General features: G+C 46.6%; 13 protein-coding genes. 7 read left to right on the forward strand and 6 right to left on the reverse strand.

Features of this window, described 5'->3' with window-relative positions; translation table 11 throughout:
* Positions 1–22 precede the first annotated feature (22 nt).
* A complete protein-coding gene (gene ydiJ, locus V7D78_RS08425; RefSeq protein ID WP_333608005.1) occupies positions 23–3,061 on the forward strand; it encodes a D-2-hydroxyglutarate dehydrogenase YdiJ in 3,039 nt (1,012 codons plus the stop codon).
* A gap of 57 nt (positions 3,062–3,118) precedes the next feature.
* Here ydiJ and V7D78_RS08430 read toward each other — a convergent pair whose 3' ends face one another.
* Positions 3,119–5,680 (reverse strand): TonB-dependent receptor plug domain-containing protein, encoded by a 2,562-nt coding sequence (locus V7D78_RS08430; protein WP_333608006.1) that lies wholly within the window; start codon positions 5,678–5,680, stop codon positions 3,119–3,121.
* 208 nt (positions 5,681–5,888) lie between these two features.
* Here V7D78_RS08430 and V7D78_RS08435 point away from each other — a divergent pair, with 208 nt between their 5' ends.
* The 5 genes from V7D78_RS08435 (at position 5,889) to V7D78_RS08455 (ending at position 10,283) form a co-directional block, all read left to right on the forward strand.
* Complete coding sequence (locus tag V7D78_RS08435; protein WP_333608007.1) at positions 5,889–6,476, forward strand: GNAT family N-acetyltransferase; 588 nt, start codon at positions 5,889–5,891, stop codon at positions 6,474–6,476.
* On the forward strand, positions 6,473–7,816 hold the full coding sequence (locus tag V7D78_RS08440; RefSeq protein ID WP_333608008.1) for an NAD(P)/FAD-dependent oxidoreductase: 1,344 nt from the start codon (positions 6,473–6,475) through the stop codon (positions 7,814–7,816). Before V7D78_RS08435 ends, V7D78_RS08440 begins: the two co-directional genes overlap by 4 nt.
* Positions 7,817–7,882: 66 nt before the next feature.
* Positions 7,883–8,512, forward strand: coding sequence for a LysE family translocator (locus tag V7D78_RS08445; protein ID WP_333608009.1), 630 nt, complete (start codon positions 7,883–7,885; stop codon positions 8,510–8,512).
* Between the two features lie 113 nt (positions 8,513–8,625).
* Positions 8,626–9,540 (forward strand): oxygen-dependent tRNA uridine(34) hydroxylase TrhO, encoded by a 915-nt coding sequence (gene trhO, locus V7D78_RS08450; protein ID WP_333608010.1) that lies wholly within the window; start codon positions 8,626–8,628, stop codon positions 9,538–9,540.
* A 173-nt stretch (positions 9,541–9,713) separates the two neighbouring features.
* Positions 9,714–10,283, forward strand: a complete 570-nt coding sequence (locus V7D78_RS08455) for a YceI family protein (RefSeq protein WP_333608011.1) — start codon at positions 9,714–9,716, stop codon at positions 10,281–10,283.
* A 95-nt stretch (positions 10,284–10,378) separates the two neighbouring features.
* Here V7D78_RS08455 and V7D78_RS08460 read toward each other — a convergent pair whose 3' ends face one another.
* The 5 genes from V7D78_RS08460 to ubiG all read right to left on the reverse strand — a co-directional run bounded on the left by V7D78_RS08460 (position 10,379) and on the right by ubiG (position 16,255).
* On the reverse strand, positions 10,379–11,347 hold the full coding sequence (locus tag V7D78_RS08460; protein ID WP_333608012.1) for a hypothetical protein: 969 nt from the start codon (positions 11,345–11,347) through the stop codon (positions 10,379–10,381).
* 63 nt (positions 11,348–11,410) lie between these two features.
* The gene (gene yfaE / locus V7D78_RS08465; protein ID WP_333608013.1) at positions 11,411–11,662 is read right to left on the reverse strand and encodes a class I ribonucleotide reductase maintenance protein YfaE; all 252 of its coding nucleotides are present in this window, start codon (positions 11,660–11,662) and stop codon (positions 11,411–11,413) included.
* Between the two features lie 9 nt (positions 11,663–11,671).
* Positions 11,672–12,802 carry a class Ia ribonucleoside-diphosphate reductase subunit beta gene (gene nrdB, locus V7D78_RS08470; protein ID WP_333608014.1) on the reverse strand — a complete coding sequence of 377 codons (1,131 nt, stop codon included), beginning with the start codon at positions 12,800–12,802 and terminating at the stop codon, positions 11,672–11,674.
* A 127-nt stretch (positions 12,803–12,929) separates the two neighbouring features.
* The gene (gene nrdA / locus V7D78_RS08475) at positions 12,930–15,215 is read right to left on the reverse strand and encodes a class 1a ribonucleoside-diphosphate reductase subunit alpha (protein ID WP_333608015.1); all 2,286 of its coding nucleotides are present in this window, start codon (positions 15,213–15,215) and stop codon (positions 12,930–12,932) included.
* 311 nt (positions 15,216–15,526) lie between these two features.
* Positions 15,527–16,255 carry a bifunctional 2-polyprenyl-6-hydroxyphenol methylase/3-demethylubiquinol 3-O-methyltransferase UbiG gene (gene ubiG, locus V7D78_RS08480; RefSeq protein ID WP_333608016.1) on the reverse strand — a complete coding sequence of 243 codons (729 nt, stop codon included), beginning with the start codon at positions 16,253–16,255 and terminating at the stop codon, positions 15,527–15,529.
* Positions 16,256–16,443: 188 nt separating this feature from the next.
* Here ubiG and V7D78_RS08485 point away from each other — a divergent pair.
* A partial coding sequence (locus V7D78_RS08485; protein ID WP_333608017.1) for a DNA gyrase subunit A occupies positions 16,444–16,647 on the forward strand: 204 nt, incomplete at its 3' end.

Below are 16,647 nucleotides of genomic sequence, written 5' to 3' on the forward strand. Positions count from 1 at the left end.
AAATCAGCGTGGTATTAAGCTTATGATCCCAAGATTACAACCAGAAGCGGCACTAGATGCCAGTATCCTTGCCTACTGCAAAGCGCTGCAAGCTGCAGGTTTTACCGGTGACATTGAAACCAGTTACGGTAGCCGGCTGGCGGTCGCTACTGATAACAGCGTCTATCAAGCTTTACCTCAAGCGGTGTTATTGCCAAAAACCACCGATGATTTGGTGGTGCTCACGTCATTGGCGCAAACCTCTAGTTTTTCTCATATTAAATTCAGCCCCCGCGGTGGCGGTACCGGTACTAACGGTCAGGCATTGACCGAGCATGTGGTGGTCGATATATCGCGCCATATGCGCAATATTCTGGAAATCAATATTGAGCAGCGCTGGGTCAGGGTGCAGGCAGGAGTGATTAAAGATCAACTTAATGCTTTTTTAAAACCTTATGGCTTTTTCTTTGCACCGGATCTTTCCACCTCCAACCGCGCTACTATTGGTGGCATGATCAATACTGATGCCTCTGGTCAGGGCTCCTTGGTTTATGGTAAAACCAGTGATCATGTACTGTCATTAAAGACGGTGTTGATTGATGGCAATGTGCTGAATAGCCATAAAATGCCTACTTTTGAAGCCGAACATCGCGCTGAGCAGCCCAACAGTATTGGCCGTATTTACGCACAAGTATTGACTAGCTGTCGCGATAAACGCCAGCAAATACTGCAGACCTTTCCGCGCTTAAACCGTTTTTTAACCGGCTATGATTTAGAGCATGTGTTTAACGAGGACTTATCGGAGTTTGACTTATCGCGGATTATCACAGGCTCTGAAGGCTCATTGGGTTTTGTCAGCGAAGCAAAGCTTAACATTACTCCCATCGCCAAGTTTAAATGCCTGATAAATGTAAAGTACGACAGTTTTGAAAGCGCCTTGCGCAATGCGCCATTTTTGGTGGCGGCGCAAGCGACCTCGGTTGAGACTGTTGATAGTAAAGTGCTTAATTTAGCCCGCAGCGATATTATCTGGCATAAAGTGAAAGACTATATTACCGATGTCACAGGCAAGGATATGCAAGGCCTGAACATGGTGGAGTATAACAGTGAGCAGCAACAGGATATTGAGCAAAAAATTGCTCAGTTAACCGCGCAGCTCGATGACGCTGTTGCCACTAACAGCGCGGGGATTATTGGTTACCAGCTCACTTACGATACCAGCGCCATTAATCATATTTATGCGATGCGCAAAAAAGCCGTTGGCCTGCTGGGTAACACCCAGGGGCGTCAAAAGCCGATTGCCTTTGCTGAAGATACTGCAGTACCGCCTGAGCATCTTGCCGATTTTATAATGGAATTCAGAGCGTTACTCGATAGTCATGGTTTACACTATGGTATGTTTGGCCATGTCGACGCCGGGGTGCTGCATGTACGTCCGGCACTGGATTTATGCGATCCGATGCAGGAGAAACTGCTGCGAACTATTTCTGATCAGGTGGTAACACTGACCGCTAAGTACGGCGGCTTGATGTGGGGCGAGCATGGCAAAGGCTATCGCAGTGAATATGGCCCGGCATTTTTTGGTGAGGAACTTTTTAGTGAGCTGCGAAAAATAAAAGCTGCTTTTGACCCGCGCAACCGTGTTAATCCTGGCAAAATATGTACCCCGCTAAGCAGTGCTGAGCAACTGGTATCGGTTGATGGCCAAAAACGTGCCCGGTTTGACCGGCAAATTCCTGTTGCCGTTAAAGACAGCTTTGACAGCAGCCTGAACTGCAATGGTAATGGCTTGTGCTTTAACTATGAAGAAAGCTCGCCGATGTGCCCATCCAGCAAGGTGACCAAAGATAGGCGGCACAGCCCCAAAGGCCGGGCTGGCTTAATGCGCGAGTGGTTACGTCTGAACGAATTGCAAGGGGTTGATGTACTATCACAAGAGCAGCAATTATTAACACAGTCTGCTGGTATCAGTGGTTTGTGGCAGCGCATTAAAAATACGCTAGCCAAACGCCAGGGTGAGCCGGATTTTTCTCATGAAGTGATGGCGGCGATGGAAGGCTGCCTGGCCTGTAAAGCCTGTGCCGGTCAGTGCCCGATCAAAGTGGATGTGCCCTCATTCAGAGCACGCTTTATCCAGCTCTATCACAGCCGCTATCTGCGCCCGGCGAAAGATTATATTGTTGGCAATATTGAACGCACCGCGCCCTGGTTGGCGAAGGCACCCGGTCTGGTCAATTTTGTATTAAAACGCAAAGTAACCGCAGCAGTGCTTGAAAAGGCCGTTGGCTATGTAGATACCCCTCTGTTATCTGTGCCTACGTTAGCGGCACGTATTGACCAGCGTTACCGTTTTGATTTGGCTGCACTCAATGCCCTTGCGCCTGAGTTGCAGCAAAAAACCGTGCTGTTAGTGCAGGACCCCTTTACCAGTTTTTATGAAGCTGAGTTAGTGGCTGATGCCTTAGCCTTGCTGGAAAAGCTGGGTTTTAACCCGGTGTTATTACCGTTTTTACCCAACGGCAAGCCACAACATGTAAAAGGGTTTTTGCGCGATTTTGCAAAAACAGCCAGCAATGCTGCTGAGTTCTTTAATCAACTAGCCCCTCTGGGCATGCCAATGCTTGGCCTTGATGCGTCCTTAGTGCTGGTTTATCGTGATGAATACCATAAAGCCTTAGGATCGCAGCGCGGTAATTTTAAGGTGGAACTGCTACATGAATGGCTGGTGCAACAAAATTTACCTAAGCTGTCGGCTAGCGGCGACTATGCCTTATTAGCCCATTGTACTGAAAAAACCGCCTTGCCTGACAGTGAGCAAGCCTGGCAGCAGATTTTCGGCCAGCTGGGCTTAAGCTTAAAAGCGGTGAGTGTCGGTTGTTGCGGTATGGCCGGCACCTATGGTCATGAAGCGCAAAACCTGGAAAACAGCAAAGCCTTATTTAACATGAGCTGGCAAGCCCCTATTGAGCACTATGGCGCAGATCAGATCCTGGTAACAGGATTTTCCTGCCGCAGCCAGGTTAAGCGCTTAGTTGGCACTAAGCCTAAACATCCGCTGCAGCAAATATTACAGCTGTTATAAAGCCTAGGCTACAAAAACGCCCGCTACGAAGCGGGCGTGTTTATTGCAGTTGAACGCTTAAAAGCGATACACGCCTTTTAAGTAGTAATAGCAGCCATTAATGCCCATCGGCGAGGTTTCGAAATACTTAGCACCGAGGATATCACTCATCCATTGTGGTAAGCGCTCGGCTTTAGTATCAAACAGGTTTTGCGCACCTAACGCTACACTAAAGCTGTCATTGATCGCATAGTTAAGCTCAATATCAAAGGTGATTTTTGCTTTGCCAGTACCAATTAAATCCGGATCATCAGCATGCACGCCTTGATAGCTACCATAGTAATTTGAGCGCAGGAACATGCCTAAATCCTGCCATTGCTGGTTCCAAGTCAAGGTAGCACGATGGTTAGGTAGATCCTTTTCCAGTCGCGATACTTTGAACTCGCCGGTAACGTCAGTAAAACGTTTTACTTCGGTATCGGTCCAGTTATAGGCCAGGCTAAAGGTACTGCGGCCATCAAACAAGCTGGTGGTATAGTTAGCGACTAAATCTAAACCTGTGGTCACTGTATCAAAGTCGTTCGTTAAAAAAGTCACCTGCGACAGTGATTCAACACCACGTACCCCCGCGGCACGCAACACTGCTCTGTCTTCAGCTGTGACTTCAAATTCAGCGGACTGACCAATACGATCATCTACTGCTATACGAAACATATCAGCGGTAAAGAAGAAATTGCCACCACTGTACACTAATCCCAGTGCAAAGCTGTTTGATTCTTCCGGTGTTAATTCTTTACCACCCTTGAGCAGTGACACCGGATTCGTCGCCGGTAATAGAGCAATATCAACCAACTCGCCACCAATTAACGCTGTACGAACATTACGCACATTGGCCTGGCCAACTGTTGGTGCTCTGAAGCCGGTACTGTGTGAACCACGAATGGCCCAGTCATCCGTTAAACGGTATTGCGCCGTCAGTTTATAGTTCGTGGTTGAGCCAAAGCTATCGTAATCTTCAAACCGCAGCGCTGCGGCCATTAATAATTGCTCGGTGACCTCTGCCTCAGCGTCAATATAGGCTGCGCGGTTACGTCGGATATTTACACCGGCATCATCAGGTTGAAACCCTGGGAAGCCGTTTGAGCCATTAGTAAGCTGGCTGACATAAGGCCCGATTTCCCAAGAGGCCACTTCACCGGCAACGATTTCAAAGCTCTCTTCTGTCCATTGCAAACCGGCCGCGACAGTGACATCTTCATACAAACCAGCAGGCACAAACTTAACAAAATCTGCGGTGAAGGTTTTTTCCAGCTGGATATATTTACCTGCTTCAAATTCAGTTGGCGTGTTAGGGCCCAGTGAAGCATTGACGGTATTGATAATATTGAAGGCAGATTCGTTTCGGCCAACTGAGCCGGAAAAATCATACGTTATGCCTTCCATCAAACCACTTTTAAATTCGCCCTTGGTACCGGCGGTTACAGAGGTATCAGTGATATTGCCGCCAAAATTTGGGGTAAAACCACCCGGGAACATCGAGAAAAAGGTAAAGCAGTTAGCCGGCAAGGCACCAACAGCAGAGGTAATTTGCGAATGATTCAAGCCAGTAATAGGTACATTAGCACAGCCACCCGCGCCTGTAGTATCGACTACCTCGAGCGTTTCACCACCATCATTTGAGAATACCCCTCCACGAGTATGTGGGTTACGGTAGTAAAATCCACCACTGACATCGCGCTCTGAATAGTTACCAAATAAATAGGCTTCGCGATCATTTCCCAAATCTAAACCTGAGTTAATAAAGATAGTAATGTCATCTTTAATTTTTGGTGCACCCCATATCTGTGTAATAGGGGCAATAAAGGGGTTGCCAGCAGCTGCTATGGCTGCCGCGTCAGCACGCTGCACACTACGACTGGTCGCATCTGCATTTTTATACTGCATGCTGACATTGACAAAGCCATCATCGGTTAAAGGCATGCCTATATTGGCGGCAATTTCGGTTGAGGTGCCATCTCCGGCGTAAAATTCGCCGCGCTTCACTTCAATGCTGCCACCTTCATCATTATTTTTAAGTACAAAGTTAATAACACCGGCAATCGCATCAGAGCCATACTGCGCCGCGGCGCCATCGCGCAAAATTTCAACCTGACGTAGCGCAATACCTGGGATCACCGAAATATCTGCGCCCTGAGCGCCATCGTTAATACCCCCACCTAAAAAAGTAATGACGGAGGCTTTATGGCGTCGTTTACCGTTAAGTAAAATTAGCGTGCTGTCAGATGACAAACCGCGCAGGTTAACAGGGCGAATAAGCGTTGCGGCATCACTTATTGGGTTTGCATGTACATTTAATGAAGGTACTGTGGTCGTCAGCATATTTAGCATATCTGAGCTGCCGCTTTTCATTAGTTCATCAGCACCAATAATATCCACTGGTACCGGCGAGTCAGCAATGGAGCGGGGCGCTGAACGGGTACCGACTACGGCGATTTTTTCAATTTTTTGTTCAGCAGCTGCCGCATTGTCTGCATTTTCCTGAGCGATTGAGGGGGAAGCGTACAAACTTAAGGCTAAACCAGTGGCAAGCGCGCACTTGACCGCACGGGCAACCGGGTGATAATGGTTATGTTCTTTCATAATGTTTTCCTGGATTAAGAAAGTTATGTTAGCGCCTGTTATAAAATTATTGCGCCATCTCCACCTTATTTTATTCGATGGCCGTTGTCTATCGGATATTACTGTTTATCTGTCGACATAAAAACTGGAAGAGGCAGAGATTTCGCATGCTGAGTGCTGATTGCCTGACTTTATTTTTTATGCATTTAAAACCTGGTAAAGTATTGATATGTTTGAAATTATAAATATAGAGAGGTGGTATTTTCCAGCTGTTTTGCAGCTAGCTAATCAGATCCATGGCGATAATTATCTGGATGCATTATCTTTGTGTCAATTATGTGAACTAGGCGTAAAGGACGGTTTTAATGCCAGTTTTGTGGCCATTAATGATCAAAATGCGGTTATTGGCTACCGTCTAAGTCTGGCTGCCGGGCAGTGGCCAATAGACCAGTGGTGTAGCACCTCTCAGTGGCCCTTTGCGCCTGCTGACATGGCCTATTTTAAATCTGTCGGTGTGTTGGCTGAGTATCAGGGGCAGGGCATTGCTCAAGCCTTGTTGCAGGCATCCATCAAGGTGTTACAGGCGCAGGGGGCTAAAGCGGGGTTAGCGCATATCTGGCGGGAAAGCCCGGGCAATGCCGCCGAGCGCTATTTTACTAAAGCCGGTGCCAGCTTGATCAAAGTGCATGCTGACCGCTGGTTGGCCCTTAGTGAACAAGCAGGCTATGCCTGTCCAATTTGTGGTAACCGTTGTCATTGCTCAGCCGCAGAAATGCTACTGCCTTTTACGACTCCGGTGGCGGATAGCATTCCATGAATCAGCCAATGTACGATCCTTATATTGATAACGCTTTATTAAGCCCACAACCCGACATTGGCCGCTATTGGCAAACAAATAGCAATAGCTTGCCTTATCCGGCCCTGACTCAGGATACAAGGTGCGATACCTTGATTATTGGTGCCGGGTACACCGGGCTTAATTGTGCGCTGGAACTAGCCACTAGCCAGCAGCGGGAAGTGATAGTAGTGGATGCGTTGCAACCCGGCTGGGGCTGCAGTGGTCGCAATGGCGGTTTTGTACTGCGTGGCACTGGCCGGCAGGGTTTACGTCAATTGGCCGCAAAATATGGGCTGGAAACTGCCCGGCTATTTCATCAGGAATATGGCACAGCCATTGAGCGGGTTAATCAGCTTATTAGCCAGGGTAATATTCCCTGCCAGCCACAAAGTGGTGGCTATTACAAATTAGCCCATAATGCTGCCCAGGCAAGGCTACTGGCAGAGCAGGCAAGCTATCTGCAACAACATTTTGACTATGAGGTAAGCTACCTAAACCGTCAGCAATTACAGGAAACGGCCGTTAATCATCAGCAGGCTTTTGCAGGGCTTTATGCTGCCGATTGTTATGGCGTAAACCCACTGGCACTGGTGCAGGGGTATGCGCGCTTAGCGCAACAGGCCGGTGCAACGCTATATGGTAATACGTCGGTAACGGGCTTTGTGCGAAGCGCCACGAGTTTTGAAGTTTATACCCGTCAGGGCCGGATAACGGCCAATAATCTGGTATTGGCCACTAATGCCTATAGCGGCAAAGGTTTATATCAGCTCTTAGCTCAGAGTTGTTTGCCGGTGCTCAGCAGTATTATCGTCACTGAGCCTTTGAACGCGGAGCAGCTGCAGCAGCTTAACTGGCAACAACACAGCATTATGATGGATACCCGTACCTTAAAATATTATTACCGGCTGCTACCGGATAACCGCATTTTATTTGGCGGCAGGGGTGCCATTACCGGTAAAGCGGCTGCAGATCCGCTGTATGCCAAACGTTTACTGGCCGCATTAAAACACTGTTTTAACGGGCTTGATAGCCTGAACTACCAATACCAATGGAGCGGCTGGGTGGGCGTGTCCTACGATGATCTACCGCGGGTATGTCAGGCAGAGCCACATCTATTTTATGCGGCAGGCTATTGTGGAAGTGGCTTATCGTTCAGTACTTTAGCTGGTCAGCGTTTAGCGCAATTGATTGCCGGTAAGCCTTTACCTGCTTTACCGATCTATCAAGGTCCATTACCCAAATTCCCGCTAACAAAAGGTCGCCGGCTGGGGCAACAGCTGTATTATCAGTGGGGGCGCTTTAAAGACCGTTACTTGTAGTCACGGCACGCTGGCGTTATAGGTTTAGCTTTCATAGAATAGCTTTTTTTCATTAGGTTATGCTTTATGTCATTTTGGCCAGAATTTTTAGTGATTGCCTCGGTGCACTTGCTGGCAGTGGCCAGCCCGGGGCCGGATTTTGCTATAGTATTGCGCTATGCAGTGCGCTATGGCCGCAGGGCGGCGATTTTTGCCAGTATTGGCATTGGCCTGGCGATTTTGCTGCATGTCACTTATTCCCTGGTGGGCATAGGGGTATTAATTAGTACTACCCCCTGGTTGTTCCAACTATTTTCTGTACTGGCGGCTGGTTATCTGCTGTATTTAGCGCAGGGCGCTTTGCGCGCCAAAGCGCCTGACACTGAACAAGCCATAGCACTTGAGCAAAGTGCTGCCCCGGCCAGCCGTAAAGCCTTTGTCGCCGGTTTTATTACTAATGGCTTAAACCCAAAAGCCACCTTATTTTTTTTATCGCTGTTTGCCGTGATCATCTCAACCGACACGCCGCTGAGTTATAAGCTGATTTACGGTGTTTATTTATCTGTCGCTACATCAGCCTGGTTTGTCATGCTGTCGATGGTTTTAACCAATAGCCGGGTGCGCGGCTTGTTACTGTTAAAAGGTTATTGGTTCGACCGCTTGATGGGCGTGCTATTACTACTATTAGCTTTACATCTGCTGTATAGCATTTTTTAAAGGGAGGGCGTTTTTAACGGCCTGTGACTTGCCCCTATTTTATATAAGGGTATAATGCCCGCCGTTGTTAATTTGCGCTGGATTTGCGATCCAGTTTTGCAAGAGGAATCCCTATGTACGTTGTTGCTGCTTTATATCAATTTGTTCACCTGCCAGATTACGTGGCGCTGCGCGAAACCCTCTATCAGTTGTTGGTTGACAATAAAGTCAAAGGCACCCTATTGTTGGCCGAAGAAGGCATTAATGGCACTATTTGCGGCGAACGTGCTGGCATTGATACTGTTAAGGCCTGGCTGGACAATGAAGGCCGCTTTAACGGCTTAAGCTATAAAGAATCTTTTGCCGAGGAATTAGCCTTTTACCGCACCAAGGTAAAGCTGAAAAAAGAAATTGTTACTATGGGTGTGCCGGGTGTTAACCCAAAACATATCGTTGGCACCTATGTTAAAGGCGAAGCCTGGAATAGGCTTATCAGCGATCCAGATACGGTGGTGATAGATACCCGTAACGATTATGAAGTGGCCATTGGCACTTTTGCTCATGCCATTAACCCCAATACCACTAACTTTCGTGAGTTCCCGCAATGGGCTGCAGAAAACCTCGATAAAAACCGTCATAAAAAAGTTGCGATGTTTTGTACCGGCGGCATTCGCTGTGAAAAATCGACTGCTTATTTAAAAGAGCAAGGCTTTGAACAGGTGTATCACCTGGATGGCGGTATTTTAAAATACCTCGAAGAAGTACCGGCAGAGCAAAGCCTGTGGCAGGGTGAATGCTTTGTGTTTGACCAGCGGGTCGCGGTAAAACATGGGCTGGAGCAGGGCAGTTACGATCAATGTTATGCCTGTCGTATGCCGTTATCGGTAGAAGAAATGGCGTCGCCGCACTATATGAAGGGCTTAAGCTGTCCGCATTGCCATGATAAAACCACAGATGAACAAAAAGCGGCCTTTGCCGAGCGGCAAAAACAAGTGCAACTGGCGCAACAACGCGGCGAAAAGCATATCCGGGACGGTAAGTTTGAGTAGGGTTAACACCTAAATCCGTCAAGTCACTTGGCCTTATCAGCAAAGGATAAGGCCATTACCTTTCAATTTTATCGAACCAAACCAGCCTTTTATTGCAATTTTCTTTCCATTAGCCTGCTGTATGCTAAATGCCTTGGTATTTACTATCGCTTCGCCTCTAATGGAGATGTTTTATGAAAAAATGCTTACTCGCCAGTGCTTTTGCTGCGGCTATGATCATGCCGGTACAGGCCGCTGATTATGTTATCGACACTGAAGATGCCCATGCCTTTATTCAATTTAAAATCAGCCACCTTGGCTATAGCTGGCTTTACGGCCGCTTTAACACCTTTACCGGTGAATTTAGCTACGATGCTAACAAGCTCTCTGATGCCAGTATTCATTTAGTGATTGATACCGCAAGCATAGATTCTAATCATACCGATCGTGATAACCATTTACGCAGCGCCGATTTTTTAAATACCGAAGCACACCCACAAGCCACTTTCAGTAGCACCAAGTTGGTTGCTAAAGCTGATAATAAGTTTGATTTACATGGTAAATTTACGCTTAATGGCATTAGCCGCGATATCGTTATTGCTGCTGAAAAGCTTGGCGAAGGCACCGATCCCTGGGGCGGTTATCGCGCTGGTTTTGCCGGTACCACTCAGTTTGAATTAAAAGATTTTGGCATAAACTACGACTTAGGCCCAGCCGCCAGCACTGTGTATCTGGATTTGACCGTAGAAGGCATCAGAAAATAACACAAACCTCGGGGGGAACACCTCGGGGGTCAGGCCTTGCTTTTTGCATTTGTTAACATTTGCAAAAAGCAAGGCCTGACCCCACGGTGTTTTGTCTATTGTAATTGCAGTTGTGATTGCAGTTGTTGGTGCAGTGCCGTGTAATCGGCATCGTCTGGCCGCAGCGGGCTGTCTGTAAACCAATGCTTTGCCGCAGCATGATTATCAGTTAATAAAAGTAACTGCACCAGCCTTAACCTGGCCCAGGGTAAGCGGCTTTGTTCACTATCTGCAAAAAAAGTCAGGTATTCTGTCAGCGCACTAATGCCGGCAATGTAGTCGGTTTCGGACAATACCGCTAAACGACCGATTTGAAATAATGCCTGGTAACGCTGGGCTACAGGCACATCCAATTGTATGACCTGTTGAAAATCGTCAAGGGCTAACTGAAAAATATTTTGACGGGATAACAGAGCACCGCGGCGCATTAATAATTCCGGATGTAATGGTGTGAGTTGTAGTTGTTTATCAAGCAATTTTACCGCCTTGGCCATTTGGTTCTCATGCAGTAACAGCTGCACCTCAGCCAATACCCCTTGTGCCACATCTATCTCAGTTAATTGTGCAATATGCTGGCGGGCTAACTCCTCACTTCCACCGGCACTGGCAGGGGCAACCAGATAAAACTGTATAAGCGCTTGCTGTGCAGCAAAATGTCCAGGATCTATGTTGATCGCTTGCTGCAGCATTTCGATACCGCGCGTGGCACGACCACGGGCATTAAAGACGCTTCCAGTGCCAGCCAATGCAATTAAATTAATACCCGATAAGTAATACAACTCGCTTTGCTGAGGGAACTGCAGCAATGCCGCATCAAGCAGGTTTTGCGCTTCATCCCTTTGCTGTTGTTGAATTAAGCTTTGAACCCGTAATGCCATGCTGTCAGCATCATGTTTGGCATGACTATGTTGTAGTACCTGTTGATATTGAGCACGATCAAATAACTGCTGTAATGATGGCATTGCAGCATCATCTGCCATAGCCAGAGTACTGCTCAGACAGAGCAGGGTCAGTAGAGTATTCATCTGCGTGAGTCCTATTATGTGATCTTTGGCTTTGAGTCAAACCTGGCTTATTAAGTTTCTATTTCAGGGTATTTCTATACTGATGTCCGTCAGTGGAATACTGCAACATGGCAGAAATTCACCCTTACGAACAAAGGCCAGAGGCTGTTGCAGGTATTCTACCTGACCGCTGATTAACTTACAGCGGCAGGCACCACAAAAACCTTCACGACATTGAAAATGCACTGCTTGATGCTGCTGCTCCAGCGCACTCAATAAATTGGCAGCAGCGCTATCATACTCAAGCTGCTGCCCATTTACCGTGATGCAAGGCATTGTTGTGGATTAGAGATCAAAATCATTGAAGTCGGCGCCGTCTACTTCATTGTCAATTTGACCAACCAGATAGGAGCTGATCTCTGACTCTTGCGGCGCAACTTGTACGTTATCAGACACCAACCAGGCGTTAATCCATGGGATAGGATTTTGAGTGGTGGCAAAACGTGGCTTTAAGCCAATGGCCTGCATGCGGCTGTTACTGATGTACTCAACGTACTGACACAAAATATCTTTGTTAAGACCAATCATAGAGCCGTCTTTAAACAAATAGGCTGCCCAGTCTTTTTCCTGCTCTACCGCATTTAAGAAAATAGCATAAGCTTGCTCTTCACACTCTTTAGCAATTTCCGCCATTTCTGGATCATCATCACCTGATGCCAGAATGTTTAGCATATGTTGGGTACCGGTAAGGTGCAGGGCTTCATCGCGGGCAATGAGCTTGATGATTTTAGCATTGCCTTCCATCAGCTCGCGCTCAGCAAAAGCAAAGCTACAGGCGAAGCTGACATAAAACCGAATGGCTTCTAGTACATTGACCGACAGTAAACACAGATAGAGCCGTGTTTTCAACTCGCGCAAAGTAATACTGTATTGCTGACCATTAATGGTATGAGTACCTTCACCGCAGCGCTGATATAAATTAATACCATCAATTAAATCATCGTAATAGCGCGTTACATCCACGGCGCGCTCGAGAATTTTTTCATTGAGCATAATGTCATCAAACACCTTATGCGGCTCAGCACTGATGTTGCGGACAATATGGGTATAGCTGCGGCTGTGAATAGTTTCACTAAAGGCCCAGGTTTCAATCCAGGTTTCCAGCTCAGGAATAGACACTATGGGCAATAAGGCGACATTTGGCGAACGCCCCTGCACCGAGTCGAGTAGCGTCTGATATTTAAGGTTACTTAAAAAAATATGCTTTTCATGATCAGGCAACTGCTGAAAATCAATGCGGTCTTTAGACACGTCAATTTCTTCTGGGCGCCAGAAAAAACTCAGTTGTTTTTCAATCAGTTTTTCAAAAATAGGGTACTTTTGTTGGTCATAACGTGAAACATTGATCGAGCGACCAAAAAACATCGGCTCTTTGAGTTGATCATTAATATGTCGATTAAAAGTGGTGTACGCCATGCTTGTTTCCCTGAATGCGCTTGCTTCGTATTGCTATAAGATCATTATTATTACGGGTAACCTTCTACGCCTAATCTTCTACGCGTTGAATAGCTTACCCGTTTACCGCATTATTCGTCTTTAACCATTAAATTTTACAGGCACCACCGGCGCAACCATCATCTTCTGGCTCAGGTTTAATATCATCCTGAATATCAGCAGCGCCATCACGGGTATTGTGGTAGTACATGGTTTTTACGCCCAGTTTGTAGGCCGTCAATAAATCTTTTAATAACACCTTCATAGGCACGCGGCCACCATCAAACTTATTCGGATCATAGTTGGTGTTGGCAGAAATAGTCTGATCAACAAACTTTTGCATAATGGCCACCAGCGTCAGATAGCCATCATTAGATGGAATATCCCACAGCAACTCGTATTTGTCTTTTAAGCGTTCATACTCCGGTACTACCTGCTTTAAAATACCGTCTTTACTGGCTTTTACGCTGATATGACCCCGTGGCGGCTCAATGCCATTAGTGGCATTTGAGATTTGCGACGAAGTTTCAGAAGGCATTAACGCCGACAGTGTTGAGTTACGCAGGCCAAATTGCAGGATATCTTTGCGTAATTGCTCCCAATCCAGTTTTAGTGGCTCAGCGCACACTTTATCCAGATCTTTTTTGTAGGTGTCGATAGGCAATATACCTTCGGCATAGGTGGTTTCATTAAATTTAGGGCAGGGGCCTTGCTCCTGCGCCAGCTTGTTAGACGCTTTTAATAAATAATATTGAATAGCTTCAAAGGTGTGATGCGTAAGTGCATTGGCTGAGCCATCTGAATATTTAACGCCATTTTTGGCCAGGTAATAGGCATAGTTAATGACACCCACACCCAGGGTGCGACGGGCAATAGAGGCAGAATACGCAGCAGGAATAGGGTAATCCTGATAATCCAGTAAGCTGTCCAATGAGCGCACGGCCAGCTCTGCCAGCGCGTCTAACTCATCTAAGGATTCAATAGCACCTAAGTTAAAGGCTGATAAGGTACAAAGCGCAATTTCACCATTGGCATCGTTTACATGCTCTAAAGGCTTAGTCGGCAGGGCAATTTCCAGACACAAATTACTTTGACGTACCGGCGCTAATTTTGGATTAAAGGGGCTGTGGGTATTACAGTGGTCAACGTTTTGCAGATAAATACGACCGGTACTGGCGCGCTCCTGCATAAACAACGTAAATAGCTCCAGCGCCTTAATACGTTTTTTACGAATACTGGTGTCGGCTTCATATTTTACATAGAGAGCGTCAAAGGTTTCCTGATCTTCAAAAAACGCATCATACAAGCCAGGCACATCTGATGGGCTAAATAAAGTGATGTAGTCGTCTTTAATCAGTCTGGTGTACATCAGGCGGTTAAATTGCACACCGTAATCTAAATGACGAACACGGTTTTCTTCCACGCCACGGTTATTTTTTAATACCAGCAAAGATTCAACTTCTAAATGCCACAAAGGGTAAAACAGCGTGGCTGCACCACCACGAACACCGCCCTGAGAGCAGCTTTTAACCGCAGTCTGAAAATGCTTGTAAAACGGAATACAGCCGGTATGAAAGGCTTCGCCATTACGAATAGGGCTACCCAATGCCCGGATGCGACCGGCATTAATGCCTATACCCGCACGTTGTGATACATACTTAACAATTGCACTGGCTGTGGCATTTATTGAATCCAGGCTATCGCCACATTCAATCAGTACACAAGAGCTAAATTGACGGGTAGGAGTACGCACGCCGGACATAATGGGTGTTGGCAGCGAAATCTTAAACAGGGAGGTGGCATCATAAAAACGACGAACATAATCCAGACGCGTCGATTTTGGATAATTGGCAAATAAACAAGCGGCCACCAAAATATATAAAAACTGTGCGCTCTCGTAAATCTCACCACTGACCCGGTTTTGCACCAGGTACTTGCCTTCTAACTGCTTTACAGCGGCATAGCTGAAATTTAAATCACGGCTATGGTCGATAAAGCTGTTTAATTGCTCAATTTCTTCGCGGCTGTAGTCGGCCAGAATGTGCGCATCATAACGCCTGGCTTCAACCATCTTAACTAACTGATCATATAAATGCGGTGGCTCAAATTGACCATAGGCTTTTTTACGCAAATGAAACACCGCCAGGCGGGCAGCCAGATACTGATAATCCGGGGTTTCTTTGGAGATTAAATCGGCAGCGGCTTTGATAATCGTTTCATGTATATCAGCCGATTTAATACCATCATAAAACTGGATGTGCGATTTTAGTTCAACCTGTGAAACAGAGACATTGGTTAAGCCATCAGCTGCCCAGGTAATTACCCGGTGGATTTTATCCAGATCCAAAGGTTCGCGGCGGCCATCGCGTTTAGTAACAAAGAGTGTCTGAGTCATCGCTGAAGAGTTCCATTTCTGTATTTATTAAAATCAGTTGCCGTTAGCGCACGGTCATTTTTTGTGCCTTATTTGCCGGGCAATTGCACAGCGAGGCACACTATATATAGTTGCTTTTTTAAAACTGATCACAAGATAGTGTGGATTTGTGGATTTTGCAAGCTGAAACAGCAAGTGAAAAAGTGCAGGATAATTTACAGTTAGTAGCTGCTAACCGCAGAGTAAGTGTGCCGAAAAACGCTGCTGTGAAGCAAGCGTTTTTTCATAAAAAATTATTTTAATCTAGCGGCAGCCGTTTTAAGTGCAACTGGCTATTTGACAGCCTGCTCAGCCTGTGGTTTGCGTGCTACCACCAGATAATTGACATCCAGTCCAGGGCCCATTTTAAAGCTGTTATAAAGCGGGTTAAAATGTAAACCGCTGGCATCAACGATCTCTAAACCGGCGTTTTCAATAAACCGCATCAACTCAGATGGGCGAATAAACTTACTAAACTGATGCGTGCCTTTGGGCACTAGTCGCAGTACATGCTCAGCACCTACTATAGCCAGCATATAGGCTTTAACGCTTTTATTGATAGTAGAAAAAAACAAGGTAGCACCCGGTTTTGCTAAATCGGCGCAGGCTTGCACCACTGAAGCGGGCTCAGGTACGTGCTCAAGCATTTCCATACAAGTTACCACATCAAAGCTGCCCGGGTTAGCATGAGCAAAGTCTTCTGCGGTGCTGTGTTGATAATCTACTGTTACCCCCATTTCCAGTGCGTGCAAGCGGGCTACGGTAAGCGCATCTTCTGCCATATCAATAGCACTGACATTGGCACCAGCTCTGGCCATACTTTCTGCCAAAATACCGCCGCCACAGCCCACATCTAGGGTTTTTTTAGCAAATAAGCCGCCCAGTTGATCACTGATATAGCTCAGGCGCACCGGGTTTAACAAATGCAGCGGTTTGAATTCACCAGCAGGATCCCACCAGCGGGCCGCGATATCATTGAATTTAGCGATCTCTGCCGGATCGACATTTACTGTTGCAGTCATAGTTCAGGCCTTAACATTTTTTGCCAGTATAAAGCCTTGATCTGTTTGCGCAAAGTGCAAGCTGGTTAAAGAGCTGGATATCAGGCATGGCAATGGCCATTTTCTGTGGTAGAATCCCGCGTTGTCTCGCGCTGTATAACATCGAAAAAAGCGAGTTATCTATCTGATTTAAGGGAAATTAGCGTTTTATGACAGATCTGGCCAAAGAAATAGTTCCGATTAATATCGAAGAGGAATTAAAAAACTCCTACCTCGATTACGCCATGAGCGTAATTGTTGGCCGGGCTTTACCTGACGTAAGGGACGGCTTAAAGCCTGTTCACCGTCGTGTTCTGTTTGCCATGAAGGAACTCGGCAACGATTGGAACAAGGCTTATAAAAAGTCGGCCCGG

Origin of the sequence: Arsukibacterium sp. (assembly GCF_036735525.1) — a bacterium.
Classification (GTDB): domain Bacteria; phylum Pseudomonadota; class Gammaproteobacteria; order Enterobacterales; family Alteromonadaceae; genus Alishewanella.